The sequence below is a fragment of the Enterobacter sp. 241F3 genome (genome assembly GCF_034106785.1).
GTDB classification, from domain to species: Bacteria; Pseudomonadota; Gammaproteobacteria; order Enterobacterales; family Enterobacteriaceae; genus Enterobacter; species Enterobacter vonholyi.
The window spans coordinates 149,066-173,863 of sequence record NZ_JAWNDD010000002.1 but is presented as its reverse complement, the minus strand read 5'-3'; the positions used below and the strand labels follow the sequence as shown (position 1 = coordinate 173,863).

Sequence of the window (24,798 nt, the reverse complement as noted above, 5' to 3'; positions counted from 1 at the left end):
GCCCAGGATTACGACATGGCAGTAACTTTTTCGGACGTATGCGCCGTGGTGCCGGCCGCAGGTTTTGGCCGGCGCATGCAGACAGAATGTCCCAAGCAGTACCTCTCTATTGGCGATAAAACGATCATTGAGCACGCCGTGGCGGCGCTGCTGGCGCACCCGCGGGTGACGCGGGCGATCATCGCTATCAGCCCGGGTGATGCGCGCTTCGCGCAGCTCCCGCTGGCAAATCATCCGCAGATTACCGTTGTCGATGGCGGTGCCGAGCGCGCCGATTCCGTGCTGGCAGGCATTCAGGCTGCCGGAAACGCGCCGTGGGTGCTGGTCCATGACGCGGCGCGTCCGTGCCTGCATCAGGACGATCTCGCTCGCCTGCTGGCATTGAGCGAAACCAGTAAAGTGGGTGGCATTCTGGCCGCTCCCGTGCGCGACACCATGAAGCGTGCCGAGCCGGGCAAACGGGCTATCGCCCACACCGTCGATCGCGTCGATCTATGGCACGCGCTGACGCCGCAATTTTTCCCCCGCGAATTACTCCACGACTGCTTAACGCGTGCTCTTAACGAAGGTGCGACCATCACGGACGAAGCCTCTGCGCTGGAGTACTGCGGTTTCCACCCTGAGCTTGTTGAAGGACGTGCTGATAATATTAAAGTGACGCGTCCGGAAGATTTACAGCTCGCGGAATTTTATCTTACCCGTTCGACCCATCAGGAGAAGGCATAATGCGAATTGGACATGGTTTTGATGTACACGCCTTTGGCGGCGAAGGCCCAATTATCATTGGCGGCGTGCGCATTCCTTATGAAAAAGGGCTGCTGGCGCATTCTGATGGCGACGTGGCGCTGCATGCGCTGACCGACGCGCTGTTGGGCGCGGCCGCACTGGGTGATATCGGCAAGCTGTTCCCGGACACCGACCCGGCGTTTAAAGGGGCGGACAGCCGTGAACTGCTGCGCGAAGCGTGGCGCCGCATCCAGGCGAAAGGCTACACCCTTGGCAACGTCGACGTGACGATTATCGCCCAGGCCCCGAAAATGCTGCCGCACATTCCGCAGATGCGCGTGTTTATTGCGGAAGATCTGGGTTGCCATATGGACGACGTGAACGTCAAAGCGACGACGACCGAGAAGCTGGGCTTCACCGGTCGTGGCGAAGGGATTGCCTGTGAAGCCGTGGCGCTGCTGGTGAAGGCGAGCAAATGACAGACTTCGACAACCTGACATACCTGCACGGTAAACCGCAGGGGAACGGGGTGCTGAAAGCCAGCCCGGAAGATTTCCTCGTGGTCGAGGATCTGGGCTTTGAGCCGGATGGCGAAGGCGAACATATCCTGGTGCGTATTCTGAAAAATGGCTGCAATACCCGCTTTGTGGCCGACGCGCTGGCAAAATTCCTCAAAATTCATGCCCGCGAAGTGAGCTTTGCCGGGCAGAAAGATAAACACGCCGTTACGGAACAGTGGCTCTGCGCGCGCGTTCCCGGCAATGCGATGCCTGATTTAAGCAAATTTGAGCTTGAGGGCTGTAAGGTACTGGAATATGCCCGCCACAAGCGCAAACTGCGTCTGGGGGCGTTAAAAGGCAACGCCTTTACGCTGGTGCTGCGCGAAGTGACTGACCGAGAAGACGTTGAAAAACGTCTGAACGCCATCAGCGACCGCGGCGTACCGAACTACTTTGGCGCGCAGCGCTTTGGCATCGGCGGCAGCAACCTGCAGGGCGCGCTGCGCTGGGCGCAAAGCGATGCGCCGGTACGTGACAGGAATAAACGCAGTTTTTGGTTGTCGGCAGCCCGCAGTGCGTTGTTTAATCAGATTGTGAGCGAAAGGCTGAAAAAACCGGACGCGAATCAAGTTGTTGTTGGCGATGCGCTACAATTAGCGGGACGCGGAAGCTGGTTTGTGGCAACGGCCGAAGAGATGGCTGATGTGCAGTCGCGCGTGGACGCAAAAGCGCTGATGATTACCGCCGCGTTGCCCGGTACGGGCGACTGGGGAACCCAGGGGGAGGCCCTGGCCGCCGAGCAGTCAGCCGTGGCGGATGCGCCAGAATTGCAGTCCTTGCTGGTGCGGGAAAAAGTCGACGCGGCACGCCGCGCGATGCTGCTCTATCCGCAGCAGTTAAGCTGGAACTGGTGGGATGACGTGACCGTCGAGTTACGCTTCTGGCTGCCGGCAGGCAGCTTTGCCACCAGTGTTGTCAGGGAACTTATCAACACCTCGGGTGATTATGCGAATATTGCTGAGTAACGATGACGGTATCCACGCGCCAGGCATTCAGACCCTGGCGAAACACCTCCGCGAATTTGCGGACGTGCAGGTCGTGGCGCCCGATCGTAACCGCAGTGGAGCGTCTAACTCTCTGACGCTGGAGTCGTCGCTTCGCACCTTTACCTTTGATAATGGCGATATTGCCGTGCAGATGGGCACGCCAACCGACTGCGTTTTTCTGGGCGTGAACGCGCTGATGCGGCCTCGTCCGGATATCGTCGTCTCCGGCATCAACGCCGGGCCTAACCTCGGCGATGACGTGATTTACTCCGGCACCGTGGCGGCCGCAATGGAAGGGCGCCATCTGGGGTTCCCGGCGCTGGCGGTCTCGTTAAATGGCCACACGCACTACGACACCGCTGCCGCGGTAACCTGTTCGATCCTGCGGGCGCTTGGCCGTGAGCCGCTGCGTACCGGGCGCATTCTTAATATCAACGTGCCGGATCTTCCTCTTGATGAAATTAAAGGCATCCGCGTCACCCGTTGCGGGAGTCGACATCCTGCCGATCAGGTGATCCCGCAGCAGGATCCTCGCGGCAACACGCTTTACTGGATTGGCCCTCCCGGCGACAAGTGCGATGCGGGTCCGGATACCGACTTTGCCGCCGTAGAGGAAGGCTATGTTTCGGTTACTCCGCTGCACGTAGATTTAACCGCGTATAGCGCGCATGATGTGGTGTCGGGCTGGCTGGATCGCGCAGGAGTGAACGCGCAATGGTAAACAAACGTGTACAAACTCTTCTGGAACAACTCCGCGCGCAGGGGATCAGCGACGAGCACGTGCTCGAAGCGCTCGCCCTGGTTCCGCGTGAAAAATTTGTAGATGAGGCGTTTGAACACAAAGCGTGGGAAAACGTGGCGCTGCCCATCGGACAGGGACAGACGATTTCGCAGCCTTACATGGTGGCTCGCATGACGGAGCTGCTGGAGCTGACGCCCGACTCCCGCGTGCTGGAGATTGGCACCGGGTCGGGGTATCAGACCGCGATCCTGGCGCATCTGGTTCATCATGTATGCTCCGTTGAGCGGATCAAAGGTTTACAGTGGCAGGCGCGTCGTCGCCTGAAACAACTTGATTTACATAATGTTTCGACACGACACGGTGATGGATGGCAGGGTTGGAAGGCGCGCGCCCCGTTTGACGCGATCATCGTGACGGCGGCCCCGCCTGAAATTCCTGCAGCCCTGTTGTCGCAGCTGGATGAGGGGGGCATTCTGGTTCTGCCTGTCGGGGACGAGCAGCAGTTGTTGAAGCGCGTTCGTCGGCGCGGCGGCGAGTTTATTATCGACACCGTGGAAGCCGTGCGCTTTGTGCCTCTGGTGAAGGGGGAGTTGGCCTGAGACTCGGAATTATCCAGGGTTATTAAGGCAAATTCAGCGTATGGTGTGGCGCGAAAGATTCGTGCCATCACGGTAAATTTTAAGTCACTGGTAGTTAACACATTCCTGGGGGATAAATGAGCGCGGGAAGCCCTAAATTCACCATCAGCCGTGTTGCGGCATTATCACTGGTTTCGCTCTGGCTGGCAGGCTGTACAAGTTCAAACAACGCGCCTGCGCCCGTGAGTTCCGTCGGCGGAAACAGCGGCTCCGGTAACACGTCCAGCGGAATGTTAATCACGCCGCCACCTAAAATGGGGACGGCTGCACCGCAGAAAACACCACAAATTCAGCCTGTGCAACATCCTGTTACACAGCCAGTACAGGTTCAGCCAGTTGAACAACCTGTTCAGACCCAAAATGGCCGCATAGTCTATAACCGCCAGTATGGGAACATTCCGAAAGGCAGCTACACCGGTGGCAGCACCTATACCGTGAAACGCGGCGATACGCTGTTCTACATTGCGTGGATCACCGGGAACGATTTCCGTGACCTCGCGCAGCGCAATAACGTCCAGGCCCCATATGGTCTGGAAGTCGGGCAAACGCTCCAGGTGGGCAACGCGACGGGGACGCCGCTTACGCCTGGCAACACCGTTTCAGCGGCCGATGTAACAGCTCAAAATAACAGCGTTAAGCCTGCACAAAAATCCACCACGGTGGTTGCTTCACAACCTGTAATTACGTATTCTGAGGATTCAGGTGATCAGACTGCTAACAAAATGTTGCCGAATAATAAAGGGACTGCGACTGCTGTCACAGCACCGGTTACGGCACCTGTGGTTAGCTCTACTGAACCGACTGCCAGCAGTATGACCTCCAGTTCGCCGATTTCTGCATGGCGCTGGCCGACTGACGGCAAGGTTATCGAGAACTTCTCTTCCTCCGAAGGGGGAAATAAAGGGATCGATATCGCAGGGAGTAAAGGACAGGCTATCATCGCGACCGCAGATGGACGCGTTGTGTATGCCGGTAACGCCCTGCGCGGTTACGGTAATCTTATTATCATCAAACATAACGATGATTACCTGAGTGCCTACGCCCATAACGACACAATGCTGGTCCGGGAACAACAAGAAGTTAAGGCGGGGCAAAAAATCGCTACCATGGGTAGCACCGGAACCAGTTCTACACGCTTGCATTTTGAAATTCGTTACAAGGGGAAATCCGTAAACCCGCTGCAGTACTTGCCGCAGCGATAATTTGACGGGGCATGCCAGCCAGGGTGCCTCGTTCAGGGATCACGGGTAGGAGCCACCTTATGAGTCAGAATACGCTGAAAGTTCATGATTTAAATGAAGACGCGGAATTTGATGAGAACGGAGTAGAGGCTTTTGACGAAAAAGCCTTAGTAGAAGAGGAACCCAGTGATAACGATTTGGCTGAAGAAGAGCTGTTATCGCAGGGTGCCACACAGCGTGTACTGGACGCGACTCAGCTTTACCTTGGGGAGATTGGTTACTCCCCACTGCTAACGGCCGAAGAAGAAGTCTATTTCGCACGTCGTGCTTTGCGTGGTGATGTTGCCTCGCGTCGTCGCATGATTGAAAGTAACCTGCGACTGGTCGTAAAAATTGCCCGCCGTTACGGCAATCGTGGTCTGGCTCTGCTGGATCTGATTGAAGAGGGCAACTTAGGTCTCATCCGCGCAGTTGAGAAGTTTGACCCGGAACGCGGGTTCCGTTTCTCAACCTACGCGACCTGGTGGATTCGTCAGACCATCGAACGGGCTATTATGAACCAGACCCGTACGATCCGCCTGCCGATTCACATCGTCAAAGAGTTGAACGTTTATCTGCGCACCGCGCGCGAGTTGTCCCATAAACTGGACCACGAGCCAAGCGCAGAAGAGATTGCCGAACAACTCGATAAACCGGTTGATGACGTAAGCCGTATGCTGCGTCTCAACGAGCGCATTACCTCCGTTGACACCCCGCTGGGTGGCGACTCCGAAAAAGCGCTGCTGGACATCCTGGCCGATGAAAAAGATAACGGTCCGGAAGACACCACGCAGGACGATGACATGAAACAGAGCATCGTCAAATGGCTGTTCGAACTGAACGCCAAACAGCGTGAAGTGCTGGCACGTCGTTTCGGTTTACTGGGGTATGAAGCTGCGACACTGGAAGACGTCGGCCGCGAAATTGGCCTGACCCGTGAACGTGTTCGTCAGATTCAGGTTGAAGGTCTGCGCCGCCTGCGTGAAATCCTGCAGGGGCAAGGTCTGAATATCGAAGCGCTGTTCCGCGAATAAGCAACCTTTCGTCAAAAAAGGCCCGTCGTGAGACGGGCCTTTTCTTTTGCGCTACGGCTTAGCCGTTTCGTGCAGCAGACGCCACGTTATTTTTTCGCCTTCCTGACTGAGCACCGCGGTCGACCAGCGCACGTTGACGGGCAGGTCTGGCCGGGTTTGCGTCTCCCGGTAGTGGAGCACCGCGCCACGATCCCAACGCTGGATCGTGGATAATTCGTCAATGACGATCTTCAGTCCGGGACGGCTTCCACGCTGTTTTTCCAGAAAACTGGCCAGGCCGTTATAGTCGATCTGCACACCACCCGGCGGGATCATCAGAAAATCTGGGCTGAAGCGGGCGAGCAGGACGTCGGGATCGCCTTCACCTTTGCCTAACCAGTCTTCAAGCGCAATGTGGAGGTCGATAATGTCGTGTTCGAAAGGCGTCATGAATTCTCCTGTCGCAGCTGATTTAGCACCTGCGTATTGTTAAGACGAAAAGCGTACGGTACAGGCAGCAAGGTCATGCCTGCAGCAAAAATAAACATCCCGTGCCAGGCGGCGTGTGGCGTCAGCCACGACTGCGCCAGGTTCAGCACCTGCGCAAGCAGCAGGGCACCGGCAAAAAAACTCAGCTGACGATTGAGATTCCACAGCGCGCTGGCATCCGGCATCTCGTCCCGGCGCGTTGTCAGAAACGCGCTGCTCTGAGCTGTACTGCTGCACAGGCTTCCCCCCGCGCCCATCAGGGCAAACGCGACGGCAGGCAACAGCGTTGACGAGCTGACGTCAATCAAAAGCAGAATACCCGCCGCCTGCAAAAGGCAGCCGATGACTATCAGCGGTCGGGGGCCGATACGGTTAAAATAACGTCCCGTCGCCGTGATGGCGAGAAACGATGCCACAGACCACGGCAGCATGAGCATTCCCGTTGCGGCTGGGCTCATGTTCGCCTCGTGCTGAAGATAAAACATGGCCGTGACGTTCACCCCAATAAATATGCCGGGGACGCATAAATAGACAAGCATGGAAAAACGCAAAAGCGGGTCCGCGAGCAAGGGCAGGTTTAGCAATCTGGCCGCGTTCATCGTGGGTTTTTCGTGTTTAAGCCACAGACAGGCCAGAACAAAGGTCACGATAGCCACCGGGAGCGTGGCGAAAAAGATCCATCGCCAGCCCAGCGTCTGAACCAGCACGCCGCCGATAGCCGGGGAGCAGGCCGGGGCAAGCAACGCAACCAGCATCACTACCGAGGAGAGTCGGGCCCGCTCGTGAGGCCTGAACTGTTGCCAGGTCAGCGCCTGTCCGACGGGGATCAGTAAGCCTCCTCCCACGCCCTGAAGCACTCGCCAGGCAATCAGAGTTTCCAGCGTTGCAGACATGCCCGCTGCAGCTGAGGCTGCGCTGAACAGAAAAAGCGAGAGCAGGATGACGCGCTTTGACCCGATGCGGCACGCGAGCACGCTGCTGAACGGGATCGCCAGCGTCAGACCGGCAATATACCCGTTACTGACCCAGGCAAGCGCTGATGGCGTGGCAGTAAAGGCGTGAGCCATTGCCGGAAAGGCGACGCTGGCAATAAACATGTTGATCAAATCAAGAAAAAAGCCCAGCAGATAGACAACGGCAACTTTGCTGCGATACGTCATGGTGGATCCTCCGGTGAGGTGGCGTATCGTATCGGCTCGGGAATCACGGATAAACCTGACAAAGCGCGATATACTGTCAAAAATATTTTGACAGTATAAGGCGTAATAATGGTTAACCTACAGCGGACGCAGATGTTTATCGCAGTGGCCGACACCGGCAGTTTTACGGCGGCCGCAGAGGCGATGGGGCTGACAAAAGCGGTGGTTAGCTTCAATATCCGCCAGCTTGAAGATGAGCTGGGCGTTACGCTGCTGCTGCGCTCCACCCGCCGCTTGACGCTAACCGAGGCGGGCGCGCTTTTTCATCAGCGCAGCGTGGCGCTTCTGAAGGAAGCCGAACGGCTGCAGGATGATGTCCGCGCGAATCATGCGGGACTTACCGGTGAACTGCGGATCACGACCACGCCTGAATATGGCTCCCGGGTCGTGGTGCCGCTGCTGGCCAGGTTTAGCCAGCAGCACCCCGATCTTCGCGTCCGACACGTTTCGTCGTCACTGCATGCTGACCTTATCTCGGAGCGTTTTGACGTGGCCATCCGGCTGGGCACGCTTGTCGATTCGCGCAACCACGCCGCACTGATTTCTCACTTTTCTATTCTCCCCGTCGCAACGCCCGAGTGGCTTGTGAGAAACCCGATCGAATCTCTTGCGCAGCTGGCGCAGGCCGACTGGATTATCCACGAGCACCTGGCCTCACCGCTGCGCTGGCAGGTGAAAAATGCCAGCGGCGCGCCTGAAACGCTCGAGATAAAAAAGGCGCCGCGCCTGTTTGCCGACAGCGCTCAGGCCCTTATGGCTTTTGCGCTCGCAGGCGGTGGGGTGGCGTTACTGCCGGAATGGCTGGTGCGCGATGCGCTTGGTGCGGGAACGCTGGTGACGGTTTTACCGGAGTATACCTTTGCGCGGCAAGGGATCTATGCGGTCTATCCTGATGCCCGGCATGTGCCAGCGAAAGTGCGCACCTTTATCGATTTTATGCGCACCGGCGTGAATTAATCGTGCATCATCTTTTTGATGAGAGCCGAGAACTGCTCCCGCTCGGCCTTGTTAAGACGGCCTAAAAAGGCCTCATCAACCTCATTGCCTACCGGCTTACAGTCTGCAAGCAGGGCCTCACCTTCTGGCGTGAGGAAGACAAAGCGACGGCGCTTATCCGCAGGGTCGTGCTCGCGTTTGACCAGCCCGCGCGCCTCCATGCGGCTGAGCATTTCCGCCAGGGTCGCTTTGGTGCTGACCGCGACTTCAGTCAATGCCACCTGTTCGATGCCCGGATGCTCGGCAATAGAGCGCATCACCGCATACTGCGGCTTGGTCAGCTCCGGCAGGGCATGTTGCCACTTCGCGGTATGCTGTTGAAAAAGCTGACGTAACAGGTGGAACGCCTCTTGTCTTAGTTCCATGAACACTCCGACAGAAAAAATCACCCCCTATGATAGCGGCTAAAGCCCGGGATGATAATGCGGCATTTTTTAGCATTTAGTGTGATCGTATGCGAACGATATTGTCAGAAAAAGTATTCGGGGGTAGTTTATTGATAATGTTCGTACACGAACAAAATGATTGAGGTGATGAATGAGATTGATCGTGGGAATGACGGGGGCAACGGGTGCTCCGCTGGGCGTGGCGCTGCTGCAGGCGCTGCGGGAAATGCCGGAAGTAGAGACGCATCTGGTGATGTCGAAGTGGGCAAAAACCACCATTGAGCTGGAAACGCCTTACGCCGCCCAGGACGTTGCTGCGCTGGCTGACGTTGTCCATAGCCCGGCTGACCAGGCCGCCACCATCTCCTCCGGTTCGTTTTGTACCGACGGCATGATCGTCATTCCCTGCAGCATGAAAACGCTGGCCGGGATCCGCGCGGGCTATGCCGAAGGGCTGGTGGGCCGTGCGGCGGATGTGGTGCTGAAAGAGGGGCGTAAGCTGGTGCTGGTGCCCCGTGAAACGCCGCTCAGCACCATTCATCTGGAGAATATGCTTGCGCTCTCCCGCATGGGCGTGGCGATGGTGCCGCCTATGCCTGCGTATTACAACCATCCGCAAACCGCCGATGACATCACCCAGCATATTGTGACCCGCGTGCTTGACCGGTTTGGCCTGGAGCATAAAAAGGCGCGCCGCTGGAACGGGTTGCGGGAGGCGAAACATTTTTCACAGGAGAATAAAGATGGCATTTGATGATTTGAGAAGCTTCCTGCAGGCGCTCGATGAGCAAGGGCAACTGCTGAAAATTGAGGAAGAGGTTAACGCCGAGCCCGATCTGGCGGCGGCAGCCAACGCGACCGGCCGCATCGGTGACGGCGCCCCCGCGCTGTGGTTCGACAATATTCGCGGGTTTACCGATGCCCGCGTGGTGATGAACACCATCGGCTCCTGGCAGAACCATGCCATTTCGATGGGGCTGCCGGCGAACACCCCGGTGAAAAAGCAGATCGACGAGTTTATCCGTCGCTGGGATAAATTTCCTATTGCGCCAGAACGCCGCGCCAATCCGGCCTGGGCGCAGAATACGGTGGACGGCGAAGACATTAACCTGTTCGATATTCTGCCGCTGTTCCGTCTGAACGACGGAGACGGGGGTTTTTATCTCGATAAAGCGTGCGTCGTCTCGCGCGATCCACTTGACCCGGATAACTTCGGCAAGCAGAACGTTGGCATCTACCGCATGGAAGTGAAGGGCAAGCGCAAGCTCGGCCTGCAGCCGGTACCGATGCACGATATTGCTCTGCATCTGCACAAAGCCGAAGAGCGTGGCGAAGACCTGCCGATTGCCATTACCCTCGGCAACGATCCGATCATTACGCTGATGGGCGCGACGCCGCTGAAATACGATCAGTCAGAGTATGAAATGGCCGGCGCGCTGCGTGAAAGCCCATATCCGATTGCCACCGCGCCGCTGACCGGCTTCGACGTGCCGTGGGGTTCTGAAGTGATCCTGGAAGGGGTGATTGAAGGCCGTAAGCGCGAAATTGAAGGGCCGTTCGGCGAGTTTACTGGGCACTACTCCGGTGGTCGTAACATGACGGTTGTGCGTATCGACAAAGTTTCTTACCGCACCAAACCGATTTTCGAATCCCTTTATCTCGGTATGCCGTGGACCGAGATTGATTATCTGATGGGGCCAGCCACCTGCGTGCCGCTCTACCAGCAGCTGAAAGCGGAATTCCCGGAAGTGCAGGCGGTGAATGCGATGTATACCCACGGTCTGCTGGCGATTATCTCCACCAAAAAACGCTACGGCGGTTTTGCCCGCGCGGTCGGCTTGCGCGCCATGACCACGCCGCACGGCCTGGGCTACGTGAAGATGGTGATCATGGTGGATGAGGATGTCGACCCGTTCAACCTCCCGCAGGTGATGTGGGCGCTGTCATCGAAGGTCAACCCGGCAGGCGATCTGGTGCAGTTGCCGAACATGTCGGTGCTGGAACTCGATCCTGGATCCAGTCCGGCGGGCATTACCGACAAACTGATTATCGATGCGACCACGCCTGTCGCACCGGACACCCGTGGCCACTATAGCCAGCCGGTACAGGATCTGCCTGAAACCAAAGCCTGGGCTGAAAAACTGACCGCGATGCTGGCTTCACGTCAATAAGGAGGAAAAGATGATTTGTCCACGTTGTGCCGATGAGCATATTGAAGTGATGGCGACGTCGCCGGTGAAAGGGGTCTGGACCGTTTACCAGTGCCAGCATTGTCTGTATACCTGGCGAGATACCGAACCGTTGCGTCGTACCAGCCGCGAGCATTACCCTGAAGCGTTCCGCATGACGCAGAAGGATATTGACGAGGCGCCGCAGGTGCCAACGATCCCGCCGCTGCTGTAAAGACAGCCCGGTGGCGCTGCGCCACCGGGCAAAGACCGCAGAAAACTAAACCAGACTCTTCAGGCGATAAATCCACTCCAGCGCCTGACGCGGCGTCAGTGAATCCGGATCGAGGTTTTCCAGCGCTTCCACAGCAGGCGATGTCTCTTCCGCTGGCACCAGCAGCGACATCTGCGTACCATCAATCTGCGTCGCCGCCGCATTCGGTGACAGGCTTTCCAGCTCACGCAGTTTCTGACGCGCGCGCTTGATCACCTCTTTCGGTACGCCAGCCAGCGCCGCAACGGCCAGACCATAGCTTTTGCTTGCCGCGCCATCCTGCACCGTGTGCATAAAGGCGATGGTGTCGCCGTGCTCCAGCGCATCAAGGTGGACGTTAGCCACGCCTTCCATTTTCTCCGGCAGCTGCGTCAGTTCGAAGTAGTGGGTGGCGAAGAGCGTCATGGCCTTGATTTTATTCGCGAGGCTTTCCGCACAGGCCCATGCCAGCGACAGACCATCGTAGGTTGACGTTCCGCGTCCGACTTCGTCCATCAGCACCAGGCTGTGCTCCGTCGCGTTATGCAGAATGTTTGCCGTTTCAGTCATTTCGACCATGAAGGTTGAGCGACCGCTCGCCAGATCGTCCGCAGCTCCGACACGGGTAAATATGCGGTCGATGGGGCCGATCTCCACGTTTTGCGCCGGAACGTAGCTGCCGATATAGGCAAGCAGGGCAATCAGCGCCGTCTGACGCATATAGGTACTCTTACCGCCCATGTTCGGACCGGTAATGATCAGCATTCTTCTCTGCGGCGACAGGCTCAGCGGGTTGGCGATGAACGGTTCGTTCAGCACCTGCTCGACCACCGGGTGACGGCCTTCAGTGATGCGAATGCCGGGCTTGTCGGTAAAGGTCGGGCAGGTGTAGTTCAGCGTTTCCGCACGCTCTGCGAGGTTCACCAGCACGTCCAGTTCCGCCAGCGCGCTGGCGCTCAGCTGCAGGTCGGCCAGGTGCGGCATCAGCATATCAAACAGCTCTTCATACAGCTGTTTTTCCAGCGCCAGGGCTTTCCCTTTCGAGGTGAGGACTTTGTCCTCGTACTCTTTCAGCTCGGGAATGATGTAGCGTTCAGCGTTTTTCAACGTCTGGCGGCGCACGTAGTGAATCGGTGCCAGGTGGCTCTGCCCGCGGCTGATTTGAATGTAGTAACCGTGAACCGCGTTATACCCCACTTTCAGGGTGTCGAGCCCAAGACGCTCGCGCTCGCGGATCTCCAGCTTATCGAGGTAGTCCGTCGCACCGTCGGCCAGCGCGCGCCATTCGTCCAGCTCCTCGTTGTAGCCCGGAGCAATCACGCCGCCATCACGCACGAGAACCGGAGGCGCATCAATGATGGCGCGTTCAAGCAGCTCGCGGAGTTCGGAAAATTCGCCCATGGTTTCGCGGAGTTTCTGTACCGGCGCGCTGTCAACGTCGCTCAGCTGCGCACGAAGTTCCGGCAGCTGCTGGAAAGCATGACGCATCCGAGCAAGATCGCGCGGTCGCGCCGTGCGCAGCGCCAGACGGGCCAGGATACGTTCCAGATCCCCCACCTGGCGCAGGACAGGCTGCAGCTCGGTATAGCGATCCTGCAGGGCGGCAATCGTCTGCTGACGGCAAACCAGCGTTGCGGTATCGCGAATCGGCATATGCAGCCAGCGTTTCAGCATACGGCTGCCCATTGGCGTGACCGTATTGTCGAGGACCGACGCCAGCGTATTTTCTACGCCGCCCGCGAGGTTCTGCGTGATCTCCAGGTTACGGCGAGTGGCGGCATCCATGATGATGCTGTCCTGCTGGCGCTCCATGGTGATAGAGCGGATATGCGGCAGGGCGGTGCGCTGGGTATCTTTAACGTACTGCAGGAGGCAGCCTGCCGCACACAGCCCGCGCGGAGCGTTTTCAACGCCAAAGCCAATCAGATCGCGGGTGCCAAACTGCAGATTCAGCTGCTGGCGCGCGGTATCAATTTCGAATTCCCACAGCGGACGGCGGCGCAACCCGCGACGACCTTCAATCAGCGCCATTTCGGCGAAATCTTCGGCGTAGAGCAATTCTGCCGGGTTGGTGCGCTGCAGTTCGGCAGCCATCGTTTCACGATCGGCCGGTTCACTCAGACGAAAACGCCCGGAGCTGATGTCCAGCGTCGCGTAGCCAAACCCTTTGCCGTCCTGCCACAGCGCGGCCAGCAGGTTGTCCTGGCGTTCCTGAAGCAGGGCTTCATCACTGATGGTGCCAGGCGTGACGATGCGCACGACCTTGCGTTCCACCGGACCTTTTGAGGTCGCGGGGTCGCCGATCTGTTCGCAGATGGCGACAGACTCACCCTGATTCACCAGTTTCGCCAGGTAGTTTTCTACCGCGTGGTGCGGAATACCTGCCATCGGGATGGGTTCACCTGCCGATGCGCCACGTTTGGTCAGCGAGATGTCGAGCAGTTGCGATGCGCGTTTGGCATCGTCATAAAACAGCTCGTAAAAATCGCCCATACGGTAAAACAGCAGGATTTCCGGATGCTGTGCCTTCAGCTTCAGATACTGCTGCATCATCGGCGTATGTGCGTCGAAATTGTCGAGTGTGCTCATGGAGTTATGATGTCCATTTCTTTGAATATAAACCGTTTTGAGCGGCTCAAAGGCCGTTTGTTCCTTCTATTGTCGCATGAAAAAAAGGTACGGCGCAGAAAAATGTCGTCGCTTTACGAGGCATCTTCCGACATTAACTCAATGACTATTTTTCCATGCTCTACGCCCACTCGAACCCTGGAGTGGGTGGTAAACCCAGCCTGTTCAAGCCAGTCTCCTTTTAAGCTCAGCGCCGCATGCACGCTGTAGCGCTTCGGTATCTTGGTATTGCGGTCTTCATGGCGCTTTCTGAAATATCCCACTGTTAAATGGCGATAGGGTTTGTTGATAGCGAGTTCTTGCATAGGGTCTCCCGACAACACGGATAAAAGTCATCACTAATGCCTGTATAAAATACCAGTGATTGCCGGGCGGTGCAGGGATAAAACTGGAATCAGGCTTCAGAAAACCGCATGCAACAACTGAAATCCCGCATTGAAAGGTGTATTATTTTTGCACTTTATTGTTTGGTAAGTCGCTATGTCCGGTAAACGAATTTCTCGCGAAAAAGAGACCATCGCGAAAATGATCGCGCTGTATCAGAAGCAGTGTCCTCAGGCCTCTGTGGAAGACGGGCACTATCAGGCGCTGAATGCCTATGCCGATAAGCGCCTGGATAAGTGCGTTTTTGGTGAGGAAAAGCCTGCCTGTAAGCAGTGTCCGGTCCACTGCTACCAGCCTGCAAAACGCGAAGAGATGAAGCTGATTATGCGCTGGGCAGGCCCGCGTATGTTATGGCGTCACCCCATTCTGACCGTCCGCCATCTGATTGATGACCGTCGTCCCGTGCCGGAGCTGCCGGAAAAGTATCGTCCGAAAAAGTGACCGGTTCAGCTTCTGAGCGGGCGGCAAATAACGTTCAGGGCCAGCGCGCTGCAGAGTGGGAAAAGAGCCAGCAGCAGCCAGGGATACATCGCCTGCGTTGAGGGTACCAGCGCGCGATCCAGCAGGCTACCAAACAACAAGTTTCCTGCCAGTACCGCGATGCCGCCAGCGGTGGCGAGTGCGCCATAGTGCGCCCCCAGCGTGGACTCCTCGGCAAACCTCGGGATCAGATCCTTTGCCGAGGGTACCAGCAGCATCTGCCCCAGCGTCAGCAGCGTCACGAAACAGACTGACGGCAGCAGGCGCAGCCAGCCCTCTGGCGGTGCCGTCGACGCAAATATTGCCACGCTCGCAAAGGCGGCGGAGAGCAGCAAAAAGCCCACCGGCAGGATCCTCACCGCACCCACGCGTCGGGCGAAACGCGCCAGCGGCAGCTGTAAGGTGATGATCAGAACGGAGGCCAGCATAAAAAGCGGGCCGAGATCTTTCTCGTTACCGCCAGAGCGCTGGATCTCTACCGGCAGCGCCAGATAGAGCTGGTTATAGCTTAAAAGCCACGAGCTGTAGGCAATAATAAAGGCGACAAAGCGGGGCTGGCGGAACGTCGTCCACCAGGGAACGAGCTTTAGCGTCTGCGCGGCGTGGCGTGACGCGGGCAGGCAAAAGTAGAGAACCACCAGCGCAACGAGAAAGACCCCCGCCCCCGCTAGCGCCACCTGACGAAAACCCAGGCCGGTTAGCAGGGCGCCGGCGACCGGGCCCAGTACGGCACCGAGTTCCCCGCAAACCGCAAAGAGCGCGAACCACTCCGCCCGGCTTCGTTTACCTTTCGCCTCGCTGTGCGTGCCCGCTTTCGCCAGCAATGCCTCAATAGACGGAGAAAACAGCGCGCCGCCCACGCCTGTCAGACACGCGCCCAGAATAATCGGCCACAGCGATTCCCCGAAGGCCAGCAGCAGATAACCTGAAACACGGACAATACAGCCGCTCAGGATAACGATTTTCGCGCCAAACCGGTCCGAGAGGGCACCACCGACGATAAACATCCCCTGTTGCGAGAACGTGCGCAGGCCCAGGATCAGCCCGATCAGCCCGCCGGAGAGCAGCATGTCGTCGCGCAGGAATATCGCCAGGAAGGGAACAACGGCGTAAAAGCCAATGTTAAAAACAAATTGGCTACCCAGTAAAACGGGCGGCCAGAGCATGGTGGCAGGGCGAAGGGGCATCGTTGGTCACTCGCCCCTAAACGATAAAATGAATGTGCTTTTTGCCATGGAACGGTGAGATCTCGATTTTGGTTTTGACCCGGAAGACGTCCGAGAGCAATGACTCGGATAAGATATCCTGCGGTGTCCCCGTCGCCACAATTTGCCCTTTCTGCATGACTATCAGCGAGTCGCAGAACATCGAGGCGTGGTTGAGATCGTGTATAGCGACAATGCTGGTGACCGGTAATTCGCTGATCAACTGCATCAGCTGCATCTGATGATGAATGTCCAGGTGGTTGGTCGGTTCATCCAGCAGGATTTCCGTCGGGGTCTGGGCCAGCGCGCGGGCAATGTGGACGCGCTGGCGCTCGCCGCCGGAGAGGCTCAGCCAGCCCTGGTCGCTTTTATCCAGCATATCCACGCGCTGCAGAGCGGCGGTGACGGTCTCGTCATCGTGCGTGCTCCAGTTGGAAAAGGCGGAGTGGTGCGGAATCCGCCCGAGTTTCACCACGTCGCGCACGCGCATGTTGGCGTCCGTCATACCGTGCTGCTCGACGAAGGCCACCCGTCGCGCCAGCTGCTTTTTGGCGATGCTGCAGATGTCCTGACCGTCCAGGGTAACGCGGCCAGCATCCGGGCGACGCAGACCCGCGAGGATACGTAAAAGAGACGATTTACCGCAGCCGTTAGGGCCAAGCAGCCCTACCGTTTCGCCCCGTGACACCTTCAGCGAGACGTCATTAACGATGACTTTTTTGCCGACCTTCCAGGTAATATTTTCCGCGCAGATGCTCATCACTTATTCCTTGAACGGTAGATAATCACGGCAAAGAAGGGGACGCCAACCAGCGCGGTGACCACGCCGACGGGCAGGCTTTGCGGCGCAATCAGCATGCGTGAGGCAATGTCTGCCAGCACCATCAGGATCGCGCCTGCCAGCGCGCTGGCAATCAGCAGCGTGCGGTGCAGCGGCCCGAACAGGAAGCGCATGACGTGCGGCACCACCAGCCCGACAAAGCCGATTGACCCCGCCATGCTGACGATGGTCGCGGTGATAAGTGCGGTAGTGGTAAAGAGCGCCAGGCGCACCCAGGGAACAGCAATGCCAAGCGACGCCGCGGCGTCGTCACCGAACGTAAAGGCATCCAGCGCACGGGAATAGTAGAGGCAAATGGCTAATCCAATCAGCACCACGACCAGTGCCAGCTGGAATTCGGGCCAGCGTACGCCGCTGAAGCTGCCCAGCAGCCAGAACATCACGTCGCGCGCCTGCTGGGCGCTGGCGGAGGTGCTGATGGTATAGGCGGTAATGGCATTGAAAAGCTGCGAGGCGGCAACGCCTGCCAGAATAGTACGTTCATTCCCGCCGCGCGCGCCGTTCGTCAGAAATGCGACAAACGCAAACGCTGCGAACGCCCCGGCAAAGGCCCCGACAGAGAGCGACACCGCACCGGTGCCGATCCCCAATACGACAACAGAAACCGCCCCGGTCGACGCGCCCGCGGACACGCCGAGCACATAGGGTTCCGCCAGCGCGTTCTTCAGCAGGCTCTGCAATACGGCACCACAGATGGCCAGCCCCGCGCCGCAGCAGGCCGCAACCAGCGCGCGGCTCAGGCGAAAGTCCCAGATCACGCTCTCATAGATACGAGTGAGCGGAATATCGGTGAGCCCCATTTTATTGCTGATAGCGTAAAACACGTTATCCAGCGGGATGGACAGTTCGCCGACGCTGACGCTCAGCGCGATAACCAGAAATAGCAGGACGAAGGCGAGCAAACACGAGGTCGTCAGAACCAGGCTCTGCCGGGCCTGAAGAACGGCGGTGGTCATCAGTTAAGCCCCAGCTTTCTGAGCTGTTCGCCGACCTGCTCAGCCCCGTAAATCGTGCGAATCGTCGGGTTCATGGCCTGACCGTCCATCACCACGATATGACCTTTTTTCACCGCGTCCAGCTGGCTGACGGCCGGATCGCTTTTCAGGAATTTGATTTTCTCTTCCGCGTTATCCAGCGCCCAGCGGTTGCGGTCGAGGCTGGACACCACAATGACATCCGGATTGGCGGCAATAATGCTTTCCCAACCCACGGTTGGCCATTCGGTCTCGGAGGTGATGGCGTTATGGCCGCCCATCAGGCTCGCAATAAACCCGGAGGGGCTATTTTTACCGCCGACGTAGGCGTCCGCAGAGGGGGAGGAGCTGGAGAACCAGAAGACAAACGAGAGGTCTTTTTTGCTCTTGCCGAATTCCTTACGCAGGTCGGCCTCTCGTTTTTTGAAATCGGCAATCACGGCCTGACCGCGGTCTTCAACGTTAAATATTTTGGCGAAGTCCTCAATCTCCTGATAGAGATACGTCATATCCCACAGCTTCTGGCGGCTGCCGTACATATCGCCGGTGGCTTTTTGGGTCGCGCACATGCCCGGCGACACGTAGCTGTTCACGCCCAGAGTCATCAGATCGTCGCGTTTTGCGACCTTGCTTTCCGGCCCCAGCAGCAGTGGCGTCTGGGCGGGGACAAAGTCGGGATTTTGCGCAAGCACGGATTCAAGGGTAGGGATTTCGACCGTCAGGGTTTTGATTTTTGCGTTCTGTTCAGCGAGCTGCGGCAACACTTTCGTCGGCCAGAAGGCGCTGGCCTTCACCTTATCTTCCAGCCCCAGCAGGAGCAATATTTCGACGGTGTTCTGGCCCAGGGCCACGACGCGTTCCGGCGCTTTGGTGAATGTCTCTTTATAGCCACAGTTTTCAATCGTCAGAGGATATGTGGTTGCCAGAGCAGAACTGACCGACGCAACCGCCAGGCCTAACGCGCAGATGACCTTCTTCATGAAACGCTACCCTTCATTAAAATTATTTTTGATGCAAATGAAACTCATTATTAAGGCGGAATTTTATACAGAGGAAACGATTTTGTGTCAATGAGGGACAATCGCGCAGGGTAACAAAAGGCGGTGTCAGAAAAACACCGCCGGAATAAGGCCTTAAATGAGGCTCTCTTTATCAATACCGAGACGCTTCATGCGCGACAGCAGGGTGGTGCGTTTTAACCCCAGGCGCTGGGCGGCACCTTTCGGCCCGGCGACCACGCCGTTGGTCTCTTTGAGTACGCGCATAATGAGCTGATATTCATCTTCTCCCTCTTTCGCCGTCTCGGCGGCGGGCACGCTCACGTCAGGCAGCGTCACTTCTGGAAGGGAGAGCTGCAGCACATTGCCGCGCGTCAGCAGCACCGCGCGTTCAATGACGTTTTCCAGCTCGCGCACGTTGCCGGGCCATTCCATCGATGAAAGGGTACGCAACGTCTCGGCAGGAATGCTGTCGATGTTTCGCCCCATCCGACGCGCGATCTTGGCGGTAAAGGCTTTGACCAGCAGGGGGATATCTTCCGGGCGCTCGCGCAGCGGCGGCAGGAAGATCGGGAAGACGTTCAGGCGATAGTAGAGATCGCTGCGGAACTCTCGGTCGGCGACCATTTTTTTCAGGTCGCGGTTGGTGGCGGCAATCAGCCGCACGTCGGTCTGGATAAGCTTGTTGCTGCCCAGGCGCTCAAACTCCTGCTCCTGCAGGACGCGCAGCAGTTTCGGCTGTAGCTCCAGCGGCATATCGCCCACTTCGTCAAGGAACAGCGAGCTTTTGTCTGCCAGCTCAAAACGGCCCAGCCGCTGGCTGCTGGCCCCGGTGAATGCGCCGCGCTCGTGGCCGAACAGGTCGCTTTCCAGAAGCCCTGCGGGCATCGCGGCGCAGTTCATCTTCACCATCCGACGGCTGTTGCGGTTGCTCAGGTTGTGGATGGCGCGGGCAATCAGCTCTTTACCCGTACCGGTTTCGCCCAGGATCAGCACCGTGCTGTCGCTCTGCGCCACCATCTCAACCTGCTTGAGCACGCTGTACATGGCGTCGCTGCGTCCGATGATTTCACCAAACTCGCTGTCCACGTTGTTGAGCTGTTCGGTCAGGGCCAGGTTTTCATCCACCAGCCGCTCTTTCAGACGGTGGATCTCCTGATAGGCGAGGGCGTTATCGAGCGCGATGGAGATACGCTCGGCGATCTGACGCAGCAGCTTCAGGTTGGCGGTGGTGAACACGCCTTCCTCGCACTGTGCCAGCTTCAGCACGCCCAGCATGGTGTTGCCGGACATCAGGGGCAGCAGGCACAGGGTCTGGATTTTGTTGCCCCAGGTGTTGAACAGCATCCGCTCGTACGGCGCGACCGGATCCTGCTCGTTGAGGTTGATCAGGAGGATCTCTTTGCTTTTGAAGACCCGTTCAGAAAGAGTGCCCGCTTCATCCACTTCGCTCTGCTCGTGCGCCGGGTTGGCTTCATCAAGATAATGCGTGGAGTAGATGTTCAGCTTGCCCTTGCGATGCCCGCGAAGCGCAATGCTGATGGCATCGATTTTGAAATAGTGGTGGATCTCTTTCGAGACTTCGCTGACCAGCTCATCCATGTCCAGGCGGGAGAGTACGGCGTTGGTGATGGCGACCAGAATGCGGAAGTTGTCGCGTTCGCGGCTGAGCAGGTCGTAATCCACGTTATTCGTCACTCGGCTTTGGATCTGCTCCGCGACGACGGCCACTATCTGGGTAAAGGTGTGCAGGCGCTCGTATTCCGCCTCGCTCCAGGGCTGGTCGGTCGTGCGGATAAACTCGCATCCGCCAAAAATCTGGCCCTCTGCAGCCAGCGGCAGCATGCAGTAATGCCCGAACGGCTGATAGAGGTTGCTCTCCGCGAGCCGCGGCCACGCCTGTTGAAATTCCGCAAAGTTGCAGTGCAGCACTTCAGGTCTGGAGAGAATGCGGCGCACCGGGCCATGCGCGAGATACGTTTCGTCTTCGTATTCAAACGTTTTGCCATTATCACGCGTTGAGAAGTAGCTCGCGCGCTGCGTTCCGCTATGCCAGAGCACAATCGCGGCGCTGTCCGCCAGCGCTGATTGCCTGACCAGCCGCGTCAGGGCATCGCTCAGCGCGCCGAGATCGGGTTGCTGTAAAAGTGTGCGCGTAATGTCAAACAGACCCTGCTGTCCAAGATCGCTCATCGGTGTATACGGCATAGTGCTTTCCAGTAGAAACGAGCAAAAAAATCCATGCTGGCCGCTTGTGGCGCGGCCTAGCAAATACGGGGTAAGGGTTCAGCGTGCGGCAGATCCAGCGTGCGCTTCACGCCATAAAGTCCGGTCAGGCGCACCCCTTTGCGCTCAACCACTTCACCAATCATCGCCGCCTCTTTTCCTGACGGATGAGCCTGCAGCTGTTCAAGAACAGCTTGTGCCGCGGCCCGTTCAACGCCAATCACCAGCTTGCCTTCGTTTGCAAAGTTGAGCGGGTCCAGACCCAGCAGTTCGCAAAGCCCGCGAACGGCGGGCTTAACGGGCAGGCTGCGCTCGGTGAGTTCAATCCCGTACCCGCAGCTTGCCGCAAACTCGTGAACCACGGCGTTGACACCGCCTCGCGTGGCGTCACGCAGGGCCTTCACGCCGGGAATACCGCGCAGCGTCTGAATCAGCGGGGTGAGTACCGCGCAGTCGCTGCGCAGTTCGCCGTCCAGCCCCAGGCCTTCGCGCAGGTTCAGGATGGTCGCCCCGTGGCAGCCCAGCGTGCCGGTCACGATCAGCACGTCGCCCACGCTGAGGCGCTGCGCGCCCCAGTGAATATCGGGGGGGATCGCGCCCATTCCGGCGGTGTTGATAAACAGCTTGTCGGCCGCGCCGCGCTGCACCACTTTGGTGTCGCCGGTGACGATAGCTATCCCCGCCTCGCGCGCGGTCTGCGCCATGCTGTTGACCACGGCCGCGAGCGTCTCCATCGGTAAGCCCTCTTCGAGGATAAACCCGCAGGAGAGGTAGCGCGGAACGGCGCCGCTGACGGCCACGTCGTTTGCCGTGCCGCAGACGGCAAGCTTGCCGATATCGCCGCCCGGGAAGAACAGCGGGTCTATCACGTAGCTGTCGGTGGAGAAGGCCAGCCTGTCGCCCTGGGCGGTGAGGGTGGCGAGGTCAATGCGCGCCTGGTCTTCCTGTTCGGCGAGCCAGGGGTTGTTAAAGGCCTCCATAAACAGCCGGTTAATCAGCTGCTGCATCGCCTGTCCGCCGCTGCCGTGCGCCATTTCAACCGTATTCATGCTTCACTCTCCTGGTTGCGATACTGATACCACGCGGCACACGCCCCTTCGGAGGAGACCATCAGCGCGCCAAAGGCGGTTTGCGGGTTACAGGTATTGCCAAATAACGGACACTGATGCGGTTTGCATTTGCCGGTGAGCACCTCGCCGCAGCGGGCACGGGGATCGTCGCAAACCTGCTGCGGCTGCGGGCGGAAATGCGCTTCGGCGTCGAACGCGCGATAGGCTGGCGTCAGGCGCACGCCGGATTCAGCAATCAGCCCCAGGCCGCGCCATTCGCTGTCGCCCTCAACGCTAAACACGTCGGCTATCGCCTGCTGCGCTCGTTCATTTCCCGCATCCGGCACCACGCGGCGGTACTGATTTTCCACGGTACTCAGGGACGCTATTTTCTGCTCAACCAGCATGGTGACACCTTGCAGTAGATCAAGTGGTTCGAAACCAGCGACCACTAACGGACGATTGTACTGTTCAGCGATAAAACCGTAGGCGTCTGTGCCAATCACCATGCTGACGTGGCCCGGTGCCAGAAAGGCGTCAATGCCGTTGCCTGGCTCTTCCAGCAGGCTGCGCAGGGTGGGGATGAGCGTAATGTGTTGGCAGAAGAAGAAAAAGTTATCGACGCCGCGCGCTTTCGCCTGCTGCAGCGTGATGGCGGTGGCGGGCATGGTGGTTTCAAACCCCAGGCCAAAAAACACCACCTTGCGCGCGGGGTTATCCGCTGCCAGCGTCAGGGCATCCATCGGCGAATAGACGATCCGGATGTCTGCGCCGCGCGCTTTCGCCTGCAGCAGCGAACCATTTTTCCCCGGCACGCGCATCGCGTCGCCAAAGGTGCAGAAAATGACGTCGGGCTGGCTGGCAATTTCAATACAGCTGTCGATGCGCCCCATCGGCAGCACGCAGACCGGACAGCCGGGGCCGTGGATAAACTCAATGTTTTCCGGCAACAGCTGGTCGAGGCCAAATTTGAAGATGGCGTGCGTGTGCCCGCCGCACACCTCCATGATCCGCAGCGGCCTTTCTTTCGTGTAGTCCAGCCGCGCTGCGCGCGTTTTCAGGTGGCCGATAAGCTGCAGCACCTGCTCCGGCGCGCGGTATTCATCAACGTAACGCATGATTATCGCTCCTCGCCGTACAGCAGCGCGCCCACGTCAGGCTCCACGTCGAACATATTTTGCAGGGCGTCGAGCGTGTCGCGGGCTTCCGCTTCGTTAATCACGCTCATGGCAAACCCCACGTGGACCAGCACCCACTGGCCGAGACGCGATGCGCCGCTCTCATCGGTGGTGCCCACCAGCGTCAGGTCGACGTCGCGCAGGATGCCGCAGACCTCGACTTTGGCCTGATTACCGTCGATGGCGTGAATTTGTCCCGGTACGCCTATGCACATCGTTCGCTCTCCAGCCAGTGTAGCCAGCCGTCCATGCCGTCGCCGCGCGTGGCGGAGACCAGCAGGATCTCAATCTCCGGGTTCACCTCGCGGGCATACGCCACGCACTTATCCACGTCGAAATTCAGGTACGGCAGCAGGTCGACTTTGTTCAGCAGCATGATGGACGCGGCGGCAAACATGTGCGGGTACTTCAGCGGCTTGTCTTCGCCTTCGGTCACCGAAAGCACCGCAACCTTGTGTCGTTCGCCGAGGTCGAAGCTCGCCGGGCAGACGAGGTTGCCGACGTTTTCAATAAACAGGATGCCGTTATCCGCCAGCGGCAGGCGCGGGGCGGCGTCGGCAATCATCTGCGCATCGAGGTGGCAGCCTTTACCGGTGTTGACCTGAATCGCCGGGGTGCCGGTTTCGCGAATGCGCGCCGCATCGTTAACGGTTTGCTGGTCGCCTTCGATCACCGCGCAGGAGACAAGCCCGTTCAGGCGCTTGAGCGTTTCGGTCAGTAGCGTGGTTTTGCCGGAGCCGGGGCTGGAGACAAGGTTCAGCGCCAGCTGTTTGCGGGTGGCAAAGCGGGCGCGGTTGCGGGTGGCGATCTGGTTATTCTTGTCCAGCACGTTGATTTCCACCTCCAGCATCTGGCGCTGGCTCATGCCCGGCGCGTGGGTGCCCGCTTCGCCGTGGCCGTAATGCAGGTCGCCCGCGTCGGAGCGTTGCGGCGCAAAGGTAATGCCGGTCAGGGCTGCCGCAGGGCGTGGGGCGGGTGAAAAGGGCGCGGAGCGAAACGCGGAGTGGGGGCGATGTTCATCCCCTTCTATATACAGGTTGCCTTCGGCGCAACCGCAGGTACTACACATACTTTACTCCTTCTCGATTTCGAGGCGTTGGATCTGCATGCCGTCATCCGCCACGATGCGCAGACCGGTGCTCTGACACTGCGGGCAGCGCTGTACCTTTGATGACAGCAGGGTGACGTACTGCTGGCACTGCTCGCACCAGCACTCCGCCTGCTGTTCTTCAATATGCAGTTCGCAGCCTTCCGCCAGCGTGCCGCGGCAGACCAGCTCAAAACAGAAGGTCAGGGCGCTGGTCTCGACGCAGGAAAACGCTCCGACCTTCAGCCAGACGCCGGTGACGCGCTTCGCGTGGTTTTGCACTGCCTGCTGTTCGATAAGTTCCAGAGCCCGCTGGCAGAGGGTGATTTCGTGCATGACGCCTCCTCAATGAATTGCCCCGGTAATGCAATA

At 58.4% G+C, this 24,798-nt stretch carries 27 protein-coding genes; 12 read left to right on the top strand and 15 right to left on the bottom strand.

What is annotated here, in order from left to right; translation table 11 throughout:
* Nucleotides 1–15: 15 nt before the first annotated feature.
* The 7 genes from ispD to rpoS all read left to right on the top strand — a co-directional run bounded on the left by ispD (nt 16) and on the right by rpoS (nt 5,906).
* Nucleotides 16–726 (top strand): 2-C-methyl-D-erythritol 4-phosphate cytidylyltransferase, encoded by a 711-nt coding sequence (gene ispD / locus UR504_RS08115; RefSeq protein WP_302236432.1) that lies wholly within the window; start codon nt 16–18, stop codon nt 724–726.
* Entirely contained in the window at nt 726–1,205 is a 480-nt protein-coding gene (gene ispF, locus UR504_RS08110) for a 2-C-methyl-D-erythritol 2,4-cyclodiphosphate synthase (RefSeq protein ID WP_008499607.1), read from the top strand. The genes ispD and ispF overlap by 1 nt, the downstream gene beginning before the upstream one ends.
* Nucleotides 1,202–2,251: a tRNA pseudouridine(13) synthase TruD gene (truD, locus tag UR504_RS08105; protein WP_133295057.1), complete on the top strand. Its 1,050-nt coding sequence runs from the start codon at nt 1,202–1,204 to the stop codon at nt 2,249–2,251. Before ispF ends, truD begins: the two co-directional genes overlap by 4 nt.
* Nucleotides 2,232–2,993 (top strand): 5'/3'-nucleotidase SurE, encoded by a 762-nt coding sequence (surE, locus tag UR504_RS08100; protein WP_302236436.1) that lies wholly within the window; start codon nt 2,232–2,234, stop codon nt 2,991–2,993. Before truD ends, surE begins: the two co-directional genes overlap by 20 nt.
* Nucleotides 2,987–3,613 carry a protein-L-isoaspartate(D-aspartate) O-methyltransferase gene (locus UR504_RS08095; protein ID WP_111965459.1) on the top strand — a complete coding sequence of 209 codons (627 nt, stop codon included), beginning with the start codon at nt 2,987–2,989 and terminating at the stop codon, nt 3,611–3,613. Before surE ends, UR504_RS08095 begins: the two co-directional genes overlap by 7 nt.
* A 116-nt stretch (nt 3,614–3,729) precedes the next feature.
* Nucleotides 3,730–4,854, top strand: a complete 1,125-nt coding sequence (nlpD, locus tag UR504_RS08090; protein ID WP_127732148.1) for a murein hydrolase activator NlpD — start codon at nt 3,730–3,732, stop codon at nt 4,852–4,854.
* 59 nt (nt 4,855–4,913) lie between these two features.
* Nucleotides 4,914–5,906 (top strand): RNA polymerase sigma factor RpoS, encoded by a 993-nt coding sequence (gene rpoS / locus UR504_RS08085; RefSeq protein WP_008499600.1) that lies wholly within the window; start codon nt 4,914–4,916, stop codon nt 5,904–5,906.
* 51 nt (nt 5,907–5,957) lie between these two features.
* Here the strand turns inward: rpoS and UR504_RS08080 are convergent, their stop codons facing one another.
* Nucleotides 5,958–6,335, bottom strand: a complete 378-nt coding sequence (locus UR504_RS08080) for a DUF4440 domain-containing protein (RefSeq protein WP_302236444.1) — start codon at nt 6,333–6,335, stop codon at nt 5,958–5,960.
* Nucleotides 6,332–7,534 carry an MFS transporter gene (locus UR504_RS08075; protein ID WP_302236447.1) on the bottom strand — a complete coding sequence of 401 codons (1,203 nt, stop codon included), beginning with the start codon at nt 7,532–7,534 and terminating at the stop codon, nt 6,332–6,334. Before UR504_RS08075 ends, UR504_RS08080 begins: the two co-directional genes overlap by 4 nt.
* Nucleotides 7,535–7,642: 108 nt before the next feature.
* Here UR504_RS08075 and UR504_RS08070 point away from each other — a divergent pair, with 108 nt between their 5' ends.
* Nucleotides 7,643–8,530, top strand: coding sequence for a LysR family transcriptional regulator (locus UR504_RS08070; RefSeq protein ID WP_302236452.1), 888 nt, complete (start codon nt 7,643–7,645; stop codon nt 8,528–8,530).
* Here the strand turns inward: UR504_RS08070 and UR504_RS08065 are convergent.
* Nucleotides 8,527–8,934, bottom strand: coding sequence for a MarR family winged helix-turn-helix transcriptional regulator (locus UR504_RS08065; RefSeq protein ID WP_008499596.1), 408 nt, complete (start codon nt 8,932–8,934; stop codon nt 8,527–8,529). The genes UR504_RS08070 and UR504_RS08065 overlap by 4 nt on opposite strands.
* 172 nt (nt 8,935–9,106) lie before the next feature.
* On the opposite strand from UR504_RS08065, the gene UR504_RS08060 reads away from it, so the two are divergent.
* From UR504_RS08060 to UR504_RS08050, 3 genes are read left to right on the top strand one after another with little or no spacing between them, the layout of a single operon-like run.
* Complete coding sequence (locus UR504_RS08060) at nt 9,107–9,709, top strand: non-oxidative hydroxyarylic acid decarboxylases subunit B (RefSeq protein WP_302236456.1); 603 nt, start codon at nt 9,107–9,109, stop codon at nt 9,707–9,709.
* A complete protein-coding gene (locus tag UR504_RS08055) occupies nt 9,699–11,126 on the top strand; it encodes a non-oxidative hydroxyarylic acid decarboxylases subunit C (RefSeq protein WP_115876163.1) in 1,428 nt (475 codons plus the stop codon). Before UR504_RS08060 ends, UR504_RS08055 begins: the two co-directional genes overlap by 11 nt.
* A gap of 10 nt (nt 11,127–11,136) precedes the next feature.
* Nucleotides 11,137–11,358 (top strand): non-oxidative hydroxyarylic acid decarboxylases subunit D, encoded by a 222-nt coding sequence (locus UR504_RS08050; protein ID WP_003862116.1) that lies wholly within the window; start codon nt 11,137–11,139, stop codon nt 11,356–11,358.
* A gap of 45 nt (nt 11,359–11,403) precedes the next feature.
* Here the strand turns inward: UR504_RS08050 and mutS are convergent, their stop codons facing one another.
* Nucleotides 11,404–13,965 (bottom strand): DNA mismatch repair protein MutS, encoded by a 2,562-nt coding sequence (gene mutS, locus UR504_RS08045; RefSeq protein ID WP_127732138.1) that lies wholly within the window; start codon nt 13,963–13,965, stop codon nt 11,404–11,406.
* Between the two features lie 113 nt (nt 13,966–14,078).
* Nucleotides 14,079–14,309, bottom strand: a complete 231-nt coding sequence (locus UR504_RS08040; protein ID WP_045908493.1) for a SymE family type I addiction module toxin — start codon at nt 14,307–14,309, stop codon at nt 14,079–14,081.
* Nucleotides 14,310–14,484: 175 nt separating this feature from the next.
* On the opposite strand from UR504_RS08040, the gene UR504_RS08035 reads away from it, so the two are divergent.
* Nucleotides 14,485–14,829 carry a nitrous oxide-stimulated promoter family protein gene (locus UR504_RS08035; protein WP_111965467.1) on the top strand — a complete coding sequence of 115 codons (345 nt, stop codon included), beginning with the start codon at nt 14,485–14,487 and terminating at the stop codon, nt 14,827–14,829.
* Nucleotides 14,830–14,834: 5 nt separating this feature from the next.
* On the opposite strand, the gene UR504_RS08030 is transcribed toward UR504_RS08035, so the two are convergent.
* The 10 genes from UR504_RS08030 to hypA form a co-directional block, all read right to left on the bottom strand.
* Entirely contained in the window at nt 14,835–16,055 is a 1,221-nt protein-coding gene (locus tag UR504_RS08030; RefSeq protein ID WP_320739584.1) for an MFS transporter, read from the bottom strand.
* Nucleotides 16,056–16,071: 16 nt separating this feature from the next.
* The gene (locus UR504_RS08025) at nt 16,072–16,833 is read right to left on the bottom strand and encodes an ABC transporter ATP-binding protein (protein ID WP_302236511.1); all 762 of its coding nucleotides are present in this window, start codon (nt 16,831–16,833) and stop codon (nt 16,072–16,074) included.
* The gene (locus UR504_RS08020) at nt 16,833–17,870 is read right to left on the bottom strand and encodes a FecCD family ABC transporter permease (RefSeq protein WP_302236514.1); all 1,038 of its coding nucleotides are present in this window, start codon (nt 17,868–17,870) and stop codon (nt 16,833–16,835) included. The genes UR504_RS08025 and UR504_RS08020 overlap by 1 nt, the downstream gene beginning before the upstream one ends.
* Entirely contained in the window at nt 17,870–18,868 is a 999-nt protein-coding gene (locus tag UR504_RS08015; RefSeq protein ID WP_320739582.1) for an ABC transporter substrate-binding protein, read from the bottom strand. The genes UR504_RS08020 and UR504_RS08015 overlap by 1 nt, the downstream gene beginning before the upstream one ends.
* Nucleotides 18,869–19,021: 153 nt before the next feature.
* Nucleotides 19,022–21,094, bottom strand: a complete 2,073-nt coding sequence (flhA, locus tag UR504_RS08010; protein WP_115876158.1) for a formate hydrogenlyase transcriptional activator FlhA — start codon at nt 21,092–21,094, stop codon at nt 19,022–19,024.
* 56 nt (nt 21,095–21,150) lie between these two features.
* Entirely contained in the window at nt 21,151–22,161 is a 1,011-nt protein-coding gene (gene hypE, locus UR504_RS08005) for a hydrogenase expression/formation protein HypE (RefSeq protein WP_111965473.1), read from the bottom strand.
* Nucleotides 22,158–23,279, bottom strand: coding sequence for a hydrogenase formation protein HypD (gene hypD / locus UR504_RS08000; protein ID WP_274240671.1), 1,122 nt, complete (start codon nt 23,277–23,279; stop codon nt 22,158–22,160). Before hypD ends, hypE begins: the two co-directional genes overlap by 4 nt.
* Before the next feature lie 2 nt (nt 23,280–23,281).
* Nucleotides 23,282–23,554 carry a HypC/HybG/HupF family hydrogenase formation chaperone gene (locus tag UR504_RS07995; RefSeq protein ID WP_111965475.1) on the bottom strand — a complete coding sequence of 91 codons (273 nt, stop codon included), beginning with the start codon at nt 23,552–23,554 and terminating at the stop codon, nt 23,282–23,284.
* Nucleotides 23,545–24,408 (bottom strand): hydrogenase nickel incorporation protein HypB, encoded by an 864-nt coding sequence (hypB, locus tag UR504_RS07990; protein ID WP_127732128.1) that lies wholly within the window; start codon nt 24,406–24,408, stop codon nt 23,545–23,547. The genes UR504_RS07995 and hypB overlap by 10 nt, the downstream gene beginning before the upstream one ends.
* Before the next feature lie 3 nt (nt 24,409–24,411).
* On the bottom strand, nt 24,412–24,762 hold the full coding sequence (gene hypA, locus UR504_RS07985; RefSeq protein ID WP_008499580.1) for a hydrogenase maturation nickel metallochaperone HypA: 351 nt from the start codon (nt 24,760–24,762) through the stop codon (nt 24,412–24,414).
* Nucleotides 24,763–24,798: the final 36 nt, after the last annotated feature.

What these genes read in the sequence shown, in the direction of transcription:
- ispD (WP_302236432.1), top strand. Translation starts at nt 16, where the DNA reads ATGGCAGTAACTTTTTCGGACGTATGCGCCGTGGTGCCGGCCGCAGGT.
- ispF (WP_008499607.1), top strand. Translation starts at nt 726, where the DNA reads ATGCGAATTGGACATGGTTTTGATGTACACGCCTTTGGCGGCGAAGGC.
- truD (WP_133295057.1), top strand. Translation starts at nt 1,202, where the DNA reads ATGACAGACTTCGACAACCTGACATACCTGCACGGTAAACCGCAGGGG.
- surE (WP_302236436.1), top strand. Translation starts at nt 2,232, where the DNA reads ATGCGAATATTGCTGAGTAACGATGACGGTATCCACGCGCCAGGCATT.
- UR504_RS08095 (WP_111965459.1), top strand. Translation starts at nt 2,987, where the DNA reads ATGGTAAACAAACGTGTACAAACTCTTCTGGAACAACTCCGCGCGCAG.
- nlpD (WP_127732148.1), top strand. Translation starts at nt 3,730, where the DNA reads ATGAGCGCGGGAAGCCCTAAATTCACCATCAGCCGTGTTGCGGCATTA.
- rpoS (WP_008499600.1), top strand. Translation starts at nt 4,914, where the DNA reads ATGAGTCAGAATACGCTGAAAGTTCATGATTTAAATGAAGACGCGGAA.
- UR504_RS08080 (WP_302236444.1), bottom strand. Translation starts at nt 6,335, where the DNA reads ATGACGCCTTTCGAACACGACATTATCGACCTCCACATTGCGCTTGAA.
- UR504_RS08075 (WP_302236447.1), bottom strand. Translation starts at nt 7,534, where the DNA reads ATGACGTATCGCAGCAAAGTTGCCGTTGTCTATCTGCTGGGCTTTTTT.
- UR504_RS08070 (WP_302236452.1), top strand. Translation starts at nt 7,643, where the DNA reads ATGGTTAACCTACAGCGGACGCAGATGTTTATCGCAGTGGCCGACACC.
- UR504_RS08065 (WP_008499596.1), bottom strand. Translation starts at nt 8,934, where the DNA reads ATGGAACTAAGACAAGAGGCGTTCCACCTGTTACGTCAGCTTTTTCAA.
- UR504_RS08060 (WP_302236456.1), top strand. Translation starts at nt 9,107, where the DNA reads ATGAGATTGATCGTGGGAATGACGGGGGCAACGGGTGCTCCGCTGGGC.
- UR504_RS08055 (WP_115876163.1), top strand. Translation starts at nt 9,699, where the DNA reads ATGGCATTTGATGATTTGAGAAGCTTCCTGCAGGCGCTCGATGAGCAA.
- UR504_RS08050 (WP_003862116.1), top strand. Translation starts at nt 11,137, where the DNA reads ATGATTTGTCCACGTTGTGCCGATGAGCATATTGAAGTGATGGCGACG.
- mutS (WP_127732138.1), bottom strand. Translation starts at nt 13,965, where the DNA reads ATGAGCACACTCGACAATTTCGACGCACATACGCCGATGATGCAGCAG.
- UR504_RS08040 (WP_045908493.1), bottom strand. Translation starts at nt 14,309, where the DNA reads ATGCAAGAACTCGCTATCAACAAACCCTATCGCCATTTAACAGTGGGA.
- UR504_RS08035 (WP_111965467.1), top strand. Translation starts at nt 14,485, where the DNA reads ATGTCCGGTAAACGAATTTCTCGCGAAAAAGAGACCATCGCGAAAATG.
- UR504_RS08030 (WP_320739584.1), bottom strand. Translation starts at nt 16,055, where the DNA reads ATGCCCCTTCGCCCTGCCACCATGCTCTGGCCGCCCGTTTTACTGGGT.
- UR504_RS08025 (WP_302236511.1), bottom strand. Translation starts at nt 16,833, where the DNA reads ATGAGCATCTGCGCGGAAAATATTACCTGGAAGGTCGGCAAAAAAGTC.
- UR504_RS08020 (WP_302236514.1), bottom strand. Translation starts at nt 17,870, where the DNA reads ATGACCACCGCCGTTCTTCAGGCCCGGCAGAGCCTGGTTCTGACGACC.
- UR504_RS08015 (WP_320739582.1), bottom strand. Translation starts at nt 18,868, where the DNA reads ATGAAGAAGGTCATCTGCGCGTTAGGCCTGGCGGTTGCGTCGGTCAGT.
- flhA (WP_115876158.1), bottom strand. Translation starts at nt 21,094, where the DNA reads ATGCCGTATACACCGATGAGCGATCTTGGACAGCAGGGTCTGTTTGAC.
- hypE (WP_111965473.1), bottom strand. Translation starts at nt 22,161, where the DNA reads ATGAATACGGTTGAAATGGCGCACGGCAGCGGCGGACAGGCGATGCAG.
- hypD (WP_274240671.1), bottom strand. Translation starts at nt 23,279, where the DNA reads ATGCGTTACGTTGATGAATACCGCGCGCCGGAGCAGGTGCTGCAGCTT.
- UR504_RS07995 (WP_111965475.1), bottom strand. Translation starts at nt 23,554, where the DNA reads ATGTGCATAGGCGTACCGGGACAAATTCACGCCATCGACGGTAATCAG.
- hypB (WP_127732128.1), bottom strand. Translation starts at nt 24,408, where the DNA reads ATGTGTAGTACCTGCGGTTGCGCCGAAGGCAACCTGTATATAGAAGGG.
- hypA (WP_008499580.1), bottom strand. Translation starts at nt 24,762, where the DNA reads ATGCACGAAATCACCCTCTGCCAGCGGGCTCTGGAACTTATCGAACAG.